13 protein-coding genes are annotated in these 17,488 nt (G+C 37.5%); 7 read left to right on the top strand and 6 right to left on the bottom strand.

Translation table 11 applies throughout. From position 1 onward, the window contains the following. Nucleotides 1–6: 6 nt before the first annotated feature. The gene (locus J2756_RS11355; RefSeq protein ID WP_209585573.1) at nucleotides 7–2,166 is read left to right on the top strand and encodes a DUF2206 domain-containing protein; all 2,160 of its coding nucleotides are present in this window, start codon (nucleotides 7–9) and stop codon (nucleotides 2,164–2,166) included. Between the two features lie 63 nt (nucleotides 2,167–2,229). On the opposite strand, the gene J2756_RS11360 is transcribed toward J2756_RS11355, so the two are convergent. From J2756_RS11360 to J2756_RS11370, 3 genes are read right to left on the bottom strand one after another with little or no spacing between them, the layout of a single operon-like run. Next, a complete protein-coding gene (locus J2756_RS11360; protein WP_209585574.1) occupies nucleotides 2,230–3,420 on the bottom strand; it encodes a polysaccharide pyruvyl transferase family protein in 1,191 nt (396 codons plus the stop codon). An 8-nt stretch (nucleotides 3,421–3,428) separates the two neighbouring features. Continuing rightward, nucleotides 3,429–4,808 (bottom strand): Coenzyme F420 hydrogenase/dehydrogenase, beta subunit C-terminal domain, encoded by a 1,380-nt coding sequence (locus J2756_RS11365; RefSeq protein WP_209585575.1) that lies wholly within the window; start codon nucleotides 4,806–4,808, stop codon nucleotides 3,429–3,431. A 4-nt stretch (nucleotides 4,809–4,812) separates the two neighbouring features. Continuing rightward, complete coding sequence (locus J2756_RS11370) at nucleotides 4,813–6,294, bottom strand: oligosaccharide flippase family protein (protein ID WP_209585576.1); 1,482 nt, start codon at nucleotides 6,292–6,294, stop codon at nucleotides 4,813–4,815. Nucleotides 6,295–7,402: 1,108 nt separating this feature from the next. Between J2756_RS11370 and J2756_RS11375 the strand changes: the two genes are divergently transcribed. Then, on the top strand, nucleotides 7,403–8,029 hold the full coding sequence (locus J2756_RS11375) for a class I SAM-dependent methyltransferase (protein ID WP_209585577.1): 627 nt from the start codon (nucleotides 7,403–7,405) through the stop codon (nucleotides 8,027–8,029). 308 nt (nucleotides 8,030–8,337) lie between these two features. Continuing rightward, on the top strand, nucleotides 8,338–9,240 hold the full coding sequence (locus J2756_RS11380) for a CPBP family intramembrane glutamic endopeptidase (protein ID WP_245316060.1): 903 nt from the start codon (nucleotides 8,338–8,340) through the stop codon (nucleotides 9,238–9,240). A gap of 484 nt (nucleotides 9,241–9,724) precedes the next feature. Here J2756_RS11380 and J2756_RS11385 read toward each other — a convergent pair whose 3' ends face one another. Then, the gene (locus tag J2756_RS11385; protein ID WP_209585578.1) at nucleotides 9,725–9,958 is read right to left on the bottom strand and encodes a hypothetical protein; all 234 of its coding nucleotides are present in this window, start codon (nucleotides 9,956–9,958) and stop codon (nucleotides 9,725–9,727) included. 57 nt (nucleotides 9,959–10,015) lie between these two features. Next, complete coding sequence (locus J2756_RS11390) at nucleotides 10,016–10,849, bottom strand: DUF1616 domain-containing protein (RefSeq protein ID WP_209585579.1); 834 nt, start codon at nucleotides 10,847–10,849, stop codon at nucleotides 10,016–10,018. Nucleotides 10,850–11,106: 257 nt separating this feature from the next. On the opposite strand from J2756_RS11390, the gene J2756_RS11395 reads away from it, so the two are divergent. The 4 genes from J2756_RS11395 to J2756_RS11410 are packed head-to-tail and all read left to right on the top strand — an operon-like array spanning nucleotide 11,107 to nucleotide 16,464. Next, entirely contained in the window at nucleotides 11,107–12,240 is a 1,134-nt protein-coding gene (locus J2756_RS11395) for a DUF1972 domain-containing protein (RefSeq protein WP_209585580.1), read from the top strand. 1 nt (nucleotide 12,241) lies between these two features. Then, on the top strand, nucleotides 12,242–13,117 hold the full coding sequence (locus J2756_RS11400) for a glycosyltransferase (RefSeq protein WP_209585581.1): 876 nt from the start codon (nucleotides 12,242–12,244) through the stop codon (nucleotides 13,115–13,117). Nucleotides 13,118–13,127: 10 nt separating this feature from the next. Next, nucleotides 13,128–14,264 carry a glycosyltransferase family 4 protein gene (locus tag J2756_RS11405; RefSeq protein WP_209585582.1) on the top strand — a complete coding sequence of 379 codons (1,137 nt, stop codon included), beginning with the start codon at nucleotides 13,128–13,130 and terminating at the stop codon, nucleotides 14,262–14,264. Then, nucleotides 14,251–16,464 (top strand): DUF2206 domain-containing protein, encoded by a 2,214-nt coding sequence (locus J2756_RS11410; RefSeq protein WP_209585583.1) that lies wholly within the window; start codon nucleotides 14,251–14,253, stop codon nucleotides 16,462–16,464. The genes J2756_RS11405 and J2756_RS11410 overlap by 14 nt, the downstream gene beginning before the upstream one ends. Nucleotides 16,465–16,610: 146 nt before the next feature. Here J2756_RS11410 and J2756_RS11415 read toward each other — a convergent pair. Next, on the bottom strand, nucleotides 16,611–17,488 hold an 878-nt coding region (locus J2756_RS11415; RefSeq protein WP_209585584.1), incomplete at its 5' end, for a glycosyltransferase family 2 protein.

A 17,488-nucleotide genomic window follows, 5' to 3' on the forward strand; every position in this document is an offset into this window, starting at 1 on the left:
TAAAAGATGAAAATAGTTAATCCTTTAAACTTAAATGATTGTAATATAAACTTATTCATAAAGTTTGTAATATTTAACTTAGTATTAATGTTAACATTAACATCCTTAGATCTAATAGGATTTCATATTCCAATTTTAAGAGAATTATCATGTTTTATATTTCTCACATTTATACCCGGACTAATTCTCCTTAGGATTCTTAGAATACATAATATAAACAATGCTGAAACATTTGTACTGAGTGTCGGCTTAAGTGTAATTTATTTAATCTTTTTAGGGTTTTTAATTAATTTATTTTATCCTTTAATGAATATTAAGCCAATTTCTTTATTCCCTTTACTTGTTACAATTTCATCAACTACACTCATATTATTAGTGATAAGTGTTTGTATTGATAAAAAATTTTCAAAAAATGCTTATATTAAAAGTGAAAAATTTTTTAACCCACAAGTTCTTTTTTTAGTTTTAATTCCCTTTTTTGCTATTATTGGAACTTACATTATGAATGTTTATCAAGAAAATATTTTATTAATGTTACTGATAATAATTATTAGTATTATTGTTTTTTTAGTTAGTTGGGAGAAAATACCAAAAAAAATGTATCCTTTTGTTATATTTATAATTTCAATATCCCTCTTGTACCACACATCTCTAATTTCACAATATCTTGCAGGTTATGATATACATTCGGAATATATAATAGCAAAAAAAGTAATCGAAAATTCAATATGGTATCCTAAACAATTTTCTGCTGTAAATTCTATGCTAAGTATTTCGATTTTAGGTCCAATATATTCCATACTTTTAAATATGAATATTGTTTGGATTTTTAAGATTATTTACCCTTTTTTATTTGCTTTAGTGCCAGTAACATTGTATCAAATATTTCTAAAACAAACAAATGAAAAAATAGCATTTTTTGCATCATTATTTTTCATGTTCATGTTCACATTTTATGGCGAAATGTTTCAACTTGCAAGACAAGAAGTTGCGGAATTATTTTTTGTATTATTAATCTTAATCATGATAAGTAAAAAAATGGATTACATAAAAAGATCTGTTTTATCTATTCTATTCACATTTTCATTAATAGTTTCACATTATTCTTTGTCTTATATTTATATTTTCTTAGTAGGAAGCTTAATAGGATTAAACTTTATATTCAAACGGTTCAAAGAGGATCATTCAATAAATAAAAAGGCCAAAGTTAGTTTTACATTTTTTATATTTTTTACAGTTGTTTTATTATCTTGGTACATTTACACCTCAGAATCTGCGGCTCTTGTTGCTTTATTAAATGTTTTTAGTAATATTTCAAATAATTTTTTAACCGAATTTTTAAATCCAACAAATACACAAGGTTTGGATCTGGTTATAAGGACAGAAAGTTCATATTTTTATCTTATAACTAAATTATTGAATTTTATTTTTAGTTTTTTCATATCAATAGGGTTTTTAAAGGTTTTAATAGAACATATATTTCCAAGATTCATATCTAACAAGACATATAAGTTTGATAATGAATACTTAATATTCTCCATATCCAGCTTTTTAATATGTTTAATGTCTATTACTGTTCCCTTCTTTGCCAGTGCCCTTGAAGTGACCCGACTTTACCATATTACGCTTTTAACTTTATCTCCTTTTGGCATTATAGGAGGACTTTATATGCTCAAAATAGGTAAAAAAATCTTAAAATTACCTGAGAGAATAGCAAATGAAAACGCAGGTTTTAAATTTTTATCCATATTACTTGTAACATTACTGTTATTTAATTCTGGATTTGTTTTTGAGCTAATGGATGATACCCCAAGTTCTATTGCTTTAAGCTCAAACAAAGATTATCCTAAGTTTAATACAGAAGAATTATACGGGGCTCAATGGTTATCAAATTCAATTCCAAAACATTCAATATTATACAGTGACACTTATGGCCGTTTCATATTGAGAGAGTTTAATATAAATCCAACTCCATTTTGGGGAGATACTAAAAAAATAGAGAATTTACCAATATACTTGAGGTCTTTCAATGTTAAAGGCCATATATACAAATCAAATCATGAGAATACAAATGAAATAAAATTAGAAAATTCTAATTTTTATTGGCAAGTATTAATAAATAAAAATGAAATTTATTCAAATGGTGGATCTCAAGTATATATTTAATCAAAATTCATTTTTATAACATAGATAAAAGAATACGAGTTAAAGACAATTAGTCCAATTGTTTTATAATGATCTAATGAGGTCATAATTGTTTTTAATCTCATTATTTAAGTTAAACAGTTCCTTTTCTTCGAGGATTTTTTTTATTAATCCTTTAATATCCCTGTTTTTAAGATCTTTCAATGGAACAACCCACTTATGATTACCATAAACATATTCAGCCATTCCATAGGTCTTTTTACTGTAAGCAAAGAAGATAGTTGGCACACCAATAGAGATGGCATTAATTGCACAGTGCATTCTAGCAGCAATAACAACATCACAGGAATATAATATTTCTTTCGTTCCAATGAACCCCGAATCATCTTCAACAAGAGTAATATTATCAACAACATCCTCGGATATCTGGGATTTTATTAGTTTCAAATATCTCAGATCATCATCATTTACATCAAAATCACATACAACATGGGGTATTAAGGTTATTTGTGCATCAAATTCTTTAATAAGTTCTGTTATTAAGTCTGCTTGGGCTTTGATAACTACATCCATATCTGATTTAAAACTGTAACTGGAGGATAATGGACTTAAATTTATTCCAATATTTAATTTATCTGAAGTTTTCTTGTTGATACTATCCAGTTTTGGAACTCTGAAAGCAGGATCCGGATATTCTGTAAAGTTTTTCATTCCTAAATCAGTTAAATATCTGGTTGTTACAGGTTCTCTTGAGGTTATGAGATCTATTCGATTTAAATGGTCAATAAATGCTTTTTTTGCTTTGGGGTAACCTTCAAATGGTCCAATGGAAGCACCCCAGATCACAAAAATTTTGCCACGAGATTTTACAAAATCACCAAAATGTATCAGAGGGTGATAATACTTTTTTTTAGGATTATAGTTCTGTGGAAGAGTGTAAATATCTCCTCCAATTGAAAATATTATATCACAGTCCTCAATCCATTTTAAATCTTCTTGGTAAAATTTTTTGGAGTAAAACCCCGTTATTTGTCCCATTATCCCATTTAACCTTGATATTGACAACAAATTATGAAATTTTCTTGGAACCACCTCCACATTACATCCTTTGAGCCTATTTTTATCATCTTCCGGACGAGGAGATATATATTTAATATGGGCATTAGGCCACACTTCGTGGATAATTATTTCAGTTCCTCTTACAATGGCTTCACAGCCGTAGTTGTAAACTCCCCATATTCCATAAAGTCCAATTGTTGGATCATCTTTAACCATTTTAAACCTCAAAATAATCTTTTTAAATAATTTACAGGAATTCTAAACATATTTTTTAACCTCAATATGTTTTCATATTTTTTTATCCTTGATTCCAATTCATTGCAATCTTCCCAGAAACCTTTTGTAGATTTGTCCAAACGGTGTTTTGGCCACAAATCTTTGCTTAAACTTCGTACTTCATCAGTTAATTCAATAAATGTTCTGTTTTTATTGTAAACAGCCCCATCAGAACTCACCCTTTTCTTAGGATACCGGGAATTTGATAGTTCTTTTTTGTACAACCTACCTTTTAAGAGTACCCTTTTCTTTTCAATAACTCCCCACTGGCTTTTCAATATTTCTTCAATTCTTATTTTGCTTAGATTAAGTTTATTAGAACTTTCTAATAAATTTTGAGCCAGTGGTGTTCTTGTAATGATGAGTGAGGTTCCTTTGTAGTCTTTAACGTATTCTGGAAGCCACGCATCCATGAAGGTCACATCAGCCAGTTCACCGAACACGTCATCACAGAAGTTGCAGGCATTTTGCTTAAAATAATGATATTTCCACAAATGTAAAGGCAACCCTGAATAGTATTTAGGAATTCCTTCCTCATTCTTTTCATTGATTGCAACATGTGAAAAATCTGAAGCTGGTTTATCCACAGATTTTCTGCGGAAATCCATTTTTAAAAGTTGTTCAACAGGAACTCCAGATTCAAGGGCAAATAACTCTGTGCAGAAACGATTTTGGAGTTGACCACAGGTCAGGGAAGCAATTACTTTGATCTTACTTTTGAGTTTTGGAATTCTTTCCATTGCCAACCTCAACGCATAAACAACACATGGAAGGACTATAACCGCATATTTGGTTTCGTTTTTTTCCTTTAAAATTTCTTTTAAAACCCCTGATATTTCAACGGGATAATAAACAGAGCCTGCACATGAATTTACTTCTTCTATATTATTCAATATTTTAAACTCAAATATCCTATCCTCATCAGGAGATGTTCCAACTGCAACGACCTTGTCCACAATATTTTTTTCAAGAAGTGATGTCAAAAAAGATGTTGCAGCTCCTCCTGAAGCACTTTTCAACCTTTTTTGTTCGTTCTGTACATGACCAACGTAGCAGTCAATGTAGTAACCTGCACACTCATCATATTTTATATCCAGACTTTCACTGAATAATTCATGGGAAAGAATGTCCTGATTCTTTTCGTGATCATAAAAAGGACAAATATCAAGACATATGGAACAATTATCCTTGCATGAACCGTTTGTATGGGGGATTAATTCTCCTTTGTTCGACCAGTCCATTTGAAGGTTTTTTTTGGGACATACTCCTGCACAAACACCACAGCCTATGCAGTAATCATTTTTAACAACAACATCAGTAACATTCATGTTATCACTTACTCCAAATCCTGTAAAAAGAGAATATAAGAATTACAATTGAAATCATTAGGAATATGAATCGTATCCACAAAGAAACTCCTATGAGGGTTATAATGGTTTGTACAATTAAAACTATCCAGACCAGCAAGACTTCTTTAGAGAGTATTAAATCCCTTGGAACCACTTTTCTGGAAAGATAAAATGGCACGAAGATTATAGTATTAATTGCATATGAAATAAGGTAAGAAACTGCCAAGCCTAATGATCCAAGATTCTTGAAGAACATAATGGCCACTATGAACAAAATTCCCCAGATAAGATTGCTCAAAAATCCCCACCACATGAGGTTTTTTGCTATTAATTTACGTGCAATTCCCTCTTTATATGATGTTATACAGCTTATAAACATCATAATTGCCAGGGACTGTAAGAAGACTGTTGAGAAGTAACCTTGACCGTAGAAAAATGCAATAATTTCCGGAAATGAAATTAGGGGTAATGCTATTATGATAACAAGGACCCAACTTGTAAGCACATTAACAGTTTCTAGAGCTTTGTTTTCCTTATTTATATTTGCAGAAACCATTGGGAGTAGAACTCCTCCAATAACTGAGGGTAGGAATGCGAGTGCAGTTCTCCATTGGTCTGCTGCGTTGAAGAGTCCTAACTGTCCATAGCCGCCAGGAGTGTTTATTATGATTACGTTTGCAATCCAAATAACTGGTCCAACCATAACGCTGGAGAGCATGGAAGGCAATGATAACTTCCAAATAACATCTTTTTCTCTCCACGATTTAATGTAACTTATACTGATTTTAAATCTTTTAACCAAATTGTTGATGGTTAATTTATAAAGGATGAAATTTATTATGCTGTTTATCACCATTGCAGTTACTGCACCTGTTAAACCAAAGAAATAAACCCCAGTAACTGTTAATGATGCAGATATTACTCCCTGGAATATTGCTATCCTTGCAAGGTCCTTGAAGGCCCCGAAACCTGCAATGGATCCAGACTGTATTCCCACCATGGTGTTGAAGATGAGAAGTATAGATGCAATTCTTAGTGCAGGTGCCAGATCAGGTGCAGCTAACGTGTTTGCTGCAAGCCAGGGTGCCATTACAAAGAGTATGATGCACATCACAACTCCAGATGCTAGCCCAAAGAGATTTGTGAGGCCCATGATGCGTCCAGTTCGTTCTGGATCTGTTTGGTGTAGCTGTGCTATGTATTTCGTGGCGGTTATTCCCAGACCCAACCCTGCAAATGTTGAGAACAATATGACTGTGCTGTTTATCATTCCCAGCTGACCGTAGCCGAATTTACCCAGTAACCTTGCAGCTATTATGGCTGCAATCATTGGAAAACCCTGAGAAGCCAAAGCACTGATCAGGTTCCAGAAAATACCATAAATGAGCTTTCCCTTCAAGCTTTCCCTGTCATCACCTTTAGCGTTTCTTATCAAACTTTTGAAGGGTATTTTGAGCTTACTCATGATAATCAGTGTGGAAAACTTTTAAAACAAAAATATTAATATAAAAATATGGGATTATATGGTTTTTGTTTACTTATTTACATCAAAACTTTATTTTATTAAGATATAAATGTTTTGAAGGTAAGTCGTTATTTTAAGAATAAAAGAAGGATAAAACTCTGAAGGGTTAAGTTTCCAACATTTAACCAAAAGAAAATCTTCTACTCTCTCCTACCATCATTGCTTCCCGTGAACAAAATTGTCGGGATAACTCAATATTATCACTATCAAACAAGATTATTTTAGATAGTAATTATTGCCCGCATAAAACAAAATTGTCTCTAACTGCCATTATTGTCCACCATGAACAACCCCTTCAAATATGATCTATCTATACTTATTGTGGGTTTTAAAGTCCAGATCAACCTTAAACTTCAATTTTTGTTCAATAATAGTCATTCAGCATAGTATTCCATGGAAAATAAAAAAATAACCATATAATAATTATTATCAATCAAAAACTTCAAGGTGAACCTGTGGAAGAACCTGAAGCATTCACTGCTTAAAATGGCAGGGACTTCACACAAAAACAGACAGAAAAAATAATGAAAGCCTCTCTCAAGGAACATCATGGTTCACAGGAGTGAACTGGCCCAGATATTCCTTGAGGGCAGAAACCTGGCCAAAAACTTCACTTCGGGTGGGTAGAAGCAGAAAATCTGCTTAAATAGAGTTCATCAAGTTCCTGTCGTTTTCATCTCTATCCAGGAATGCCAGCACCCTCATTCTTTCATGAATAAATTCTCTGGGTGGAAAGTAACAACAAAGAGTTAAATTAGCCTTGATATCAAGTTTTTCCAGTTCTAAAAAGTGTTTCAAAGGCGGTTTTACCCCTTTTCTCTCCCAATCAACACACTATGGAGATCCTTAATAAAAAAAGTTTTTAATAATATGAGTACAATAAGTGTAATGTATAACGAAGGATAAAATAAGTATTGGAACTATTTTTAGATTAATTAAAGGAAAATTAGTGGGCAAAAAACCAAAATAATGGATTTAAATAGGCCTGTTGTCTCAGAAAATATTAGCATGGAAGTGCCAAAATCAAAAAGGATTGGAAGTATTCGATATGGTATGGTTACCTGAAAAGATTCAAGCAACAATTGTAAAAATCTTCATACTGTCCCATTTAAACCTTTTAAAAGTATCCAAGTTCAAGAAAAACAAATCCATCAAATTAAATGTTGGATGTGGAACTGTAAAGTTTCCAGGATGGATTAACATCGATATTATACCTGCTGCGGACCTTATCCTTGATGTGAGAAAGAAGCTGCCCTTTGAAAACAATAGCGTTGACATGATTTACAGTGAACATTTCATAGAGCACATCACCTTCAACAAAGGCAAAAAGACAGTAACTGAATTCTGTAGAGTACTCAAAGAAGGGGGTGTTTTAAGAATAGCCACTCCTGATCTAGATCATCTAATTGAAAAGTATTGTAAAAACTGGAAAGATCAGGATTGGTTATCCTGGCCTGAACATGGGTTCATACAAACCAGAGGTCAAATGATAAACATCTCATTTAGATGGTGGGGACACCAGTACCTTTACAATGAAGAAGACCTTACAAAACTTCTCAAAGAAGCAGGATTCAAGGAAATAAAACGTTGCAAACTTAATAAAAGTAAATATAAGGATTTAATGGGTAGGGAAACCAGAAAAGATTCAAAATTAGTGTTGGAAGCTGTAAAATAAAGAAAATGCGGGATAGATCCTTTATTTTTCTTGAAATAGTGGTTTCTTGAAATAGTGGTGCTTTGTTCAAGACATATCCTGACAACCATCAGCAGAAAGTACCAGCAACCCATTTATCAAGCCAAGAAGACTGGAAGGCATGACATGATCTAAATGAATTTATCCTAAGGCAGTTGCTTCTGAAAATTAAGAGACACACTTAATTTATTAAAAGATGGCAACAACCCAATACCAAAGATTTATCACCACCCGCCACAAGATATAACTACATAATAATTGTTATTAATCAAAAACTTCAAGGTGAACCCATGGAAGAACCTGAAGCATTCAAACTGCTTGAAATGGCAAGGGATTCATACAAAAAAGTGGGAACTATTTTTAATAGGGTTAAAGCTGAATCTGGAGCAGGTAAGCACATCCAGACCATTCAGAGGGAGAGATCCAGTTTCCCATCCTTCTGGGACAACATGATCATGGTGCTGGTCTACCTTGCAGCACTCATAACTGCAGAGATGGTAACTGCCGGCTGGAGCATGGAACTTGGATTTGTCATGTACACAGGCATACTCCTGGCACTCCTCTTCCACGCGTCACTCATCAGGGATGAGAAGTTCTCCTACCTCCTCATGTCCATGATGGCACTGCCCGTCCTGGGGATGGTGGGACTTTCCCTGCCCATCAAAGTCCAAGACCCCCTTATCTGGTTCCTGGCCTCGGCTGTTTTCCTCCTAGGGGCATCCTACGCCATAATAAAGGTTCAGGAGCTGAGGCCTGAAGAGGTTGGTCTGAAGCTGGGCAACCCCAAGGTTCAGATCCTGATAGCCCTGAGCGGGGTTCTCCTGGGAGGAGTGGAGTACCTGATACTCAAACCAGCACCCCTCATCTCCAGCTTCACACTGGAATGGGTGCTCCTGGGCACTTCAATACTTCTAATATCCTCCGGACTTGCAGAGGAACTTCTTTTCAGGGGAATAATCCAGGGAAATGCTGAGAAAGTGTTTGGAAATGCCTACGGACTGCTCTTTGCAGCCCTGGTATTCACGGCAATGCACCTCGTCTGGAATTCCATCCTGGACCTGGTGTTCGTCTTCGCTGTTGCCGTGTTCTACGGTTACGCCTTCCAGAAAACCAGGAGCATATCCGGTGTGACCTTCTCCCACGGAATTGCAAACACCTTCCTCTTCCTGGTACTGCCGTTTCTGCTGGGCTGAAGGGATGATCAAAAAGTTGATCCTATTTTAAAAAAAAGTTGATTACAATATCTTAAAAAAACTAATTAGATAATTAAAAAGCTAATTATAATCTTAAAGCTAATTAAATCCTAAAAAAAACTAATTAAATTAATTAAAAAACTAATTACATCCTTAAAACTAATTAAATCCTAAAAAAACTAATTATAATAATTAAAAAGCTAATTATATCCTTAAAACTAATTAAATCCTAAAAAAACTAATTATAATAATTAAAAAGTTAATTATATCCTTAAAACTAATTAAATCCTAAAAAAACTAATTACATTAATTAAAAAGCTAATTATATCCTTAAAACTAATTAATATCCTTAAAACTAATTAATATCCTTAAAACTAATTAATATCCTTAAAACTAATTAATATTCTTAAAGCTGATTACATTAATTAAAACTAATTACATTAATTAAAAAAAAGTTATTTTTTCAGGGTTGAACCAGAATAACCTAAATAGGTGCGATTACCGCCCTGTAAGCCACCAGAACCACGAACATGAGAAAGAGTGGAAGGATGGCAATGTAGGATCCCTTAACCAGGTACTTAACATGCTGGTTTTCAATCTTTGAGCACACCACAACGACCATGAGCAGTACTACCAAAAGCCCCATGCTCACCGTGGTGTAGTTCATGACCTGGGCCGTGCTGATCCCTGCTGGGACCGCAGTCACCGGATTTATCATACTATATCTTCTATTGTTGCCATTATATAATGGTATGTAACCCGCACCCTGAGGAAGCTACCCTCCTTCAAAGTACACTGTAAGGTTCAGGGACCTGTAAACCTTCTCCTCATCAGGCAGCCTGTAGAGAAGGAATTTCATCTCTTTTTTATCTGCATAACTTGCTGTGAAGTTGTAGGGTATCTCAAGTTTAGCCCCGTTCTCCAGGGTCAGGTTCTCAGAACTCAGGGTTCTGTTGTTTGACTTCACAACCAGGAGGTAGTCCACTCTTTGGTACTCATGGTTCACGATTCCAATTGTGAGGTTGCCCCTTTCCCCAAGGGTCAGGTTGGTTGGGTAGTCTGCTGCAGTACCATTTTCCCCGAGTATGTAGAACTCAGTGAACTTATCACCCTGGTGGGGGTTCACCATGATGTAAAGAGTTGCTGAAACTGCCAGGACCATGGTGATGATGATTATGACCGAAAGAACCTTGTACTCCAGGGATCTGCCCCTGAAATGGTTTCTAACAATGTTCAGGGAGAAGGTCGGGGAGAAGCCCTGTTCTTCACCAGCCCTCCACCTTCTTATGAATGCCAAGGCAACCATGACCACTGTGAAGGCTGAAACTGCCAGGAGAGTGGAGGTCAGGCTGAAACCCCACGGTGTGTATTTCATCACAAAACCAGTGAGGGCTGTGAGGGCCAGGCTCAAACCCAAACTCAGTGCTCCACGTTCAACACCCTTAACATCATTTTTCCCTGGGAAGACCGCAGCCATGAGGCAGTAGCCCGGTATGAAAGCCATGAGAAGAAATTCCAGAAGGTTTAAACCTGGTGTTTTAATGAACACAACCGTTAGAATAGTTAAAAATCCCATTAACAATAGATCTGAGTACTGCCTCATGGCCATTGAACTGCCTCCTTTTTTGTAACTACCACTACCCAATGAGTAAAATTTGATCCCATTTTGAGTATCAATCCTTTTAATGATAATATTTTATATGGGATGATCTCCTAATATATTAGTAGGATGTGACTAGAGTCACCATATTCATGCATTACTTTATATGGTCCGTGATTATTAGAACGGATCTTCGGGGTGAGTATCACTTTTATATAAAGTAATGATACTATATGAGTCTTTCAATTAAAGCAGGGGATGGTGATATGTTGGACAGGAAAATAGCCATAATTGGTACGAGGGGAATCCCAAATAGTTACGGGGGATTTGAAAAATTCGCGGAAATTTTAAGCACAAGGCTTGCCTCAAAGGGCTATGAGATCTGTGTGAGCTGTGAAAGACCAGAAGACAACCATACTCCACCATCCTTCAATGGTGTTGAACTTTTTTACTTCCCAATGAAACCTCCAAATTTCTTCCTCCTACGAATAGTTTATGAATTTTTATACGATGCTTACTCACTCTTCAAAGCAGCAAGACGTGCAGACATAGTTTACATGTTAGGTTACAGCGCTGCAATGTTCTTTTTTATACCAAAACTCTTCGGAAAACAGCTCTGGGTCAACCCCGACGGCATGGAATGGAAACGGCCAAAATTCAATCCATTCATAAGGTGGCTTTTAAAGGTATCTGAGAAACTGGCTGTTTTCTGGGCCGATGAAATGATAGTGGATTCAAAGGAGATCAAAAAGTACATGGACTCCAAGTACGGCATTGAATCTGAATTCATAGCCTACGGAGCTCTTGACGTTCCACCAATCCCATGGGAGGATAACAAACTCACCGACGACTTGAGGGGAAAAATAACCCTTAACCCACACTACTGGCTTATGGTTGCCAGGCTTGAACCTGAAAACAACATCCACACCATAATCAAAGGCTACCTCCAAAGCAGCGTTGAGATGCCCCTGGTTGTTGTTGGAAACTTCGGATCCCCTGCATACGAGAAACATGTCAAGGCAATTGTAGATGAGGGACCCGATAAAAAAATAATATTCACAGGTGGAATCTACAACAAGGAAATCCTGAACATGATCAGGCAGAACTGCTTCGCCTACCTCCACGGGCACAGTGTGGGTGGAACCAACCCCTCACTGGTGGAGATAATGAAAATGGAAACAGTGATCCTCGCCCACAACAACGAGTTCAACAGGGAGGTCTGCAGGGACTACGCACTCTACTTCAACGATGCAGACGATCTGAGCCATAAAATGGAGATCATTGACTCAGAACGTGAAACCTTCCTAGATCTAGCGGAAAAGGCATATGAAAGGGTTTCAAAGGATTACTCCTGGGAAGGGGTTGCTGATGACTACGAAAATCTGATCAAAGGGGTTTAAAATGAATTCAGAACCCCTGGTTTCCGTGGTTGTGCCTGTTTTGAACTCTGAAAAAACACTGAAAAAATGTTTGAACAGTGTTCTGAATCAAAGCTACGGGAACATCGAAGTGATAGTGGTGGACGGAGGGTCCAACGACAGAACAGTTGAAATAGCACAGAAGTTAGGGGCAAAGGTTGTTGATGCAAACGTCCCCAGCATGACCAAACAGACCAACATGGGAATTATTAATTCCCAGGGCAAGTACATCTACAGAATAGATTCCGATGTTATTTTACCGGGCAACATGGTGGAGGAGTGCGTGGAAAAATGTGAAGTTGAAGGATACGATGGAGTTTGTGTTTTCTGGCTTCCAGATAAATCCATAAGCTTCTGGGCCAAGGTTCGAAGGATAGAAAAGGAGAGTTACGTGAAAACCCCCAACTGCGTTGGATCCATCAAGTACGATAAAAATGTTCTGGGTGCCCGCTTCTTAAGAAGGGATGTTTTTGATGCTGTTGGAGGATTTGATGAGGGAATATCAACTATTGGAGAAGACTACGCCCTCTACAACAAACTGGCAAGGAGTGATTTCAACTTCGCCCTCATAAAATCCAGGGAAAAACATGTTGGAGAACCCAGGCGCATCCAGGACATAATCCAGAAGAACTTCAGGTACGGCACAGCCCTGATGCAGTTTTCAGATAATCAGAAGGAGGGAACCAAACAGTTCTCACCTGCAGGCAGAACCTACCTGATAAAAGCCTTTGAAACTGCTTTTAAGAATAATTTAACCCTATTTTTTGGTTTGATGATCTACCTCTTTGCAGTTTACACCTCCACAGCCACTGGAATTGTTTACTACAAATTCACAATGCAGACCAAGAGGTTGGCATAGGGAGCTGATCATGAAGATCCTGATGATCCATTACTCAGAGGTAACCTCCCCTGGGGGAGTCCACAAAACCGTAGTAGAAATGGCCAAAAACCTTTCTAAGATGGGTCATGAGGTAACTGTGCTCCAGGGAAATCCCAAAGGACTTTCCCATGAAGAAACCTATGAAGGCTTTCATATAATACGTGTTAAGTCCAGGGTAGCGGATCATCTCTATGGATTCAGCCCAGAGATCTACTCTTACCTCAAGAAACATTTCAAGGAATTAAATCCAGATGTGATCCATGTTCATGGATACCACACCCTATTTTCTCCAGAGGTAAGTTATTTAATTAAGAGAATAAACCCCGAAGTTCCAATAGTTTTTTCACCGCATTTTGGAGTGTTCAGCAGGAGCAGTTTTGCAGGAAAACATCTCTGGGGAATGTACAACAGATCCCTTGGTAAAAGTATAATAGAAACCAGCGATGTTATTGTTACAGCTTCCAAATTTGAGTCCGATAATCTGATGAAACTTTTCAAGGTAGATGAAAAGAGTGTAAAGGTTATTCCACACGGCGTTGACTTTATCAGCACAGACAAGGTGAAGGAAAAAAATGGAAGAATAAACCTCCTCTACGTTGGCTACCTCCTGGAGCTGAAGGGGATCCAGTGGATCATTGAAGCCCTCCATGAACTGGTTTACAGAAGGAAGGTTAAAGCCTCCCTGAGCATCGTTGGTGAAGGACCCTACGAAGCTGAGCTTAAAAAACTTGCCGAAACCCTGGATGTGAGCCAGTTCATCCAATGGGAGGGCTTCGTTCCGTCTTCACAGTCCGAAAGGTTGAGGGAAATTTACAGAAGCTCAGACGTACTACTACTACTCTCACAATCTGAAAACTATGGAATTGTTGTTTCAGAAGCTTTGGCCAGTAAAACCCCTGTCATAGTAACAAAAAGAACAGCTTTAAATGAATTTTTAAATGAACCCGGCTGTTTTGGAGTTAACTACCCACCAAACCCTGAAGAAGTTGCAGACCTGGTACTGGAGATCCATGAAGATGGTGTTGAGGTTGGCCCCCTGACCCAGAAGATACAGATGTGGGACGAAATAGTTAAGAAGTATGAAGAAGAATACATGATACTGGTGAGCCCCAATGAACTTGAGTAACCATTCAACAGTTAACGATTCAAGAGTCAACAGTTCAACAATTATTTCCTGGGACATCAAAAGGTTACTGCTGGTTATTTTATCCCTGCAACTTTCTATCTGGGGCCTTTACGGAATTCAATCATTATTCGGCTTTAAAGTACCCTTGTTAAGCCAGATTTTACCCTTCATCTACCTGACATTTGTGCCTGGCATTCTTCTGCTGAAGGTCCTGAAATTCGACAATCTGAACAGGGTTGAAAGGCTGATCTACTCTGTTGGAAGCAGTTTAGTCATTTTAATGGTGGTTGGTCTGGTAACCAACTATTTTCTGCAGTTAACTGGAATTTCACAGCCCCTTTCAGTGATCTACATCCTCATGGTCATGACCCTTATGGTGATTATCCTCTCGGCACTGGCCTACATTAGGGAGGACCCTGATAAGGTTTATTCTGTAGATCTGACGGAGTACCTCACTTTAACCAACCTCATCCTGGTTACCATCCCATTTCTCACGATCCTGGGATCCTACATCATCAACGTTTACGGGAACAACACCCTGATATTCCTCACCCTTTCCCTCATCGCAGTTGTGCCGTTACTTGCAGCCTTTGATAAGATGCCCAAAAAATCTTATCCCCTGGCAATTTTCGTTGTTTCACTGTCTCTCCTTCTCCACATATCCCTGATTTCAAACTTCATCTATGGAAGGGATGCTTTTTACGAGTACTACGTTTCAACCATAACCCTCAAGAACCTGTACTGGACACCCAACCTGAGCTATGAACTCAACGCTTTAATGAGCATAACCATCCTCCCAACCATCTACCAGAAATTCTGTAACATAAGCCTGGCCTACGTTTTCAAGGCCATTTACCCCTTCCTCTTTGCACTGGTGCCCCTGACACTGTACGAGCTCTTCAGGAAATATGTGTGTTCCACGAACTCCTTTCTTGCATGCTTCTTCATGGTGTCCATAATATCCTTCTACGCAGAAATGCCCCAGCTCCTAAGGCAGGAGATCGGGGAGATCTTTTTCGTACTATCCCTGCTGTTACTCATGGACTCTAAATTAGATGAAACACGGAAATATTTCCTTTTAGTACTTTTCCTGGTTGGGATAACCTTTTCTCATTATTCAATGGCTTACTACTTTTTATTCCTTATTCTCGCTACAGCCCTCTTCCATAAACTGATTAAAACCGGTAAAATAAGGGCTTTTCATCAAAAAATCAAAGGGGGTAGGTTTAAAAAGTTGGGTAAGGTTTTGCCACTGGAAAAACTGGAAACTCCCTCCCACGTGTCCATAAAACTTTCATACGTTGCACTGGTTGTGGTTTTCATACTCTCATGGTACATCTTCGTTTCCAGGGGAACCACCTACACTGACCTGGTTGCTGTAGTTGTCAGCATATACAACAACCTCATCTCTGAATTTCTGGATATTGGTGGTTCAGAAGCCATGAACATTGCACTCACAGGCTCCCAAACCTACATCACACTCAAAATCGTCACTGCCTTCAACCTCCTTGCAACCTTCTTCATTTCCCTGGGTTTATTCTACTCATTGTACATGAACAAAAAAGGAAAATCAGTGCATTTTATTCCAGAATATTTAATTTTGTCAATAATAAACTTTGTTTTATGGATCCTGGCCATTGTTATCCCCTACTTCAGCTCCATTTTAACTGCGAATCGTTTGTACCATATAACCCTGCTGATACTGGCCCCATTTGTAATTATTGGAGGGGTTAAATTCTTCAACCTCTTCAGAATAGAAAAAACAAAGGCTTTAAAGATTTTATCCGTGTTTCTTGTTGTTTTTTACGTCTTCAACGTGGGAATGGTTGGATCCCTCATTGGTGAAGAAACATCCATGGGCCTGGACAGCAGCGTGGCTGATTTCCCCAGGGCCAATGAACAGGAACTTGTGGGTGCCAGGTGGCTGGCTTCCAACAAGATAGCTGGTTTACAGAGCTTCGGGGACATGTACCGCATGCCAATAATGGGTGCCTTTGACTGGGACAAGGTTGATGATTTCCCAAAGAACGTAACCTGGATTGGGGGAAACTACATCTACCTAGGTACAGTGAACACTGAAACAGGAACTGCACTCATCGACGGTGGAAGATTTTCAGGCGGGAAGTACGTGAGCATGAAGGGATGGATTGGCATCAAAGACAGGATCTACGACAATGGAAAGGCCACCATCTACAAGTGAATGGGAAATAAGTTATTGGATAAGTGACTGGACGTAACTAGGAAATAAGTAACTAGGAAATAACTGAAAAATAAGTAACTGAAAAATAATTGATTGATATTGACTGGACTATTTTTTGACTGAAATATTTAATTGACCTGATTACTTCAGTAACGTCCCTTTAAACCGTCTGAAATCCCTTTAACATAAGAGCTGAAGGCAGATGTTTCCCTGTGGTACAGGAGGATAAGTGCAGCTGTAAACCAGAACTTGAAGCAGAAGAAGTAGATTAAAAAGGTGTAGAATTGTTTTTTCGCTGCGTACTTTCTCATGAAGAGGAAAAGGTTCCGTGCTGAGTAGTACTCGCGGGTTCCGCTTATCTTTTTGGAGCTTGCTGAATCCTTGTGCCAGAGTTTTGATTTGTCTGCACAGACTATTTTAAAACCAGCCCTCTTTGCTCTGAGGCAGAGATCCGTGTCTTCGTAGTATAGAAAGCATTTTTTATTGAAGAGCCCTACTTCATCCAGAACTTCCCTTCGGACAAGCATGGAACATCCTGAAACAGCATCCAGATCCTTTTCATAAGTTTTATCCGTTTCATAATTTTTAAATTCATCTCTGCACCTATAACCCACTGAAACCATTTCTCCACGTGACCATTTAATTTTAAAACCCAGAGATTGGATTAAATCCTTATCATGGTAGAAGTAAATTTTGGAACCAGCAATCCCTGCATTTTCTGATTGCTTTACAAGTTCGTCTAAAAATATGGGATCAACAACTGTATCGTTGTTCAGAAGCAGTATAAAATCAGGGTTTAAGCTTTTTAAAGCGTATCTCATTCCTACGTTGTTTCCCTCTGCAAAGCCATGATTTTCATGATTTTTTATCAGTGTTAGGCGGTTTTCAGGCATTGAATTTGAAGGATCTAGTTGAGTTTCATCCAAAACTTGAGTTTCATCCAAAACTTGAGTTTCATCCAAAACTTGAGTTTCATCCAAAACTTGAGTTTCATCCAAAACTTGAGTTTCATCCAAAACTTGAG

The sequence above is a fragment of the Methanobacterium aggregans genome (assembly GCF_017874455.1).
In the GTDB taxonomy this organism is placed as follows: Archaea; Methanobacteriota; Methanobacteria; order Methanobacteriales; family Methanobacteriaceae; genus Methanobacterium_C; species Methanobacterium_C aggregans.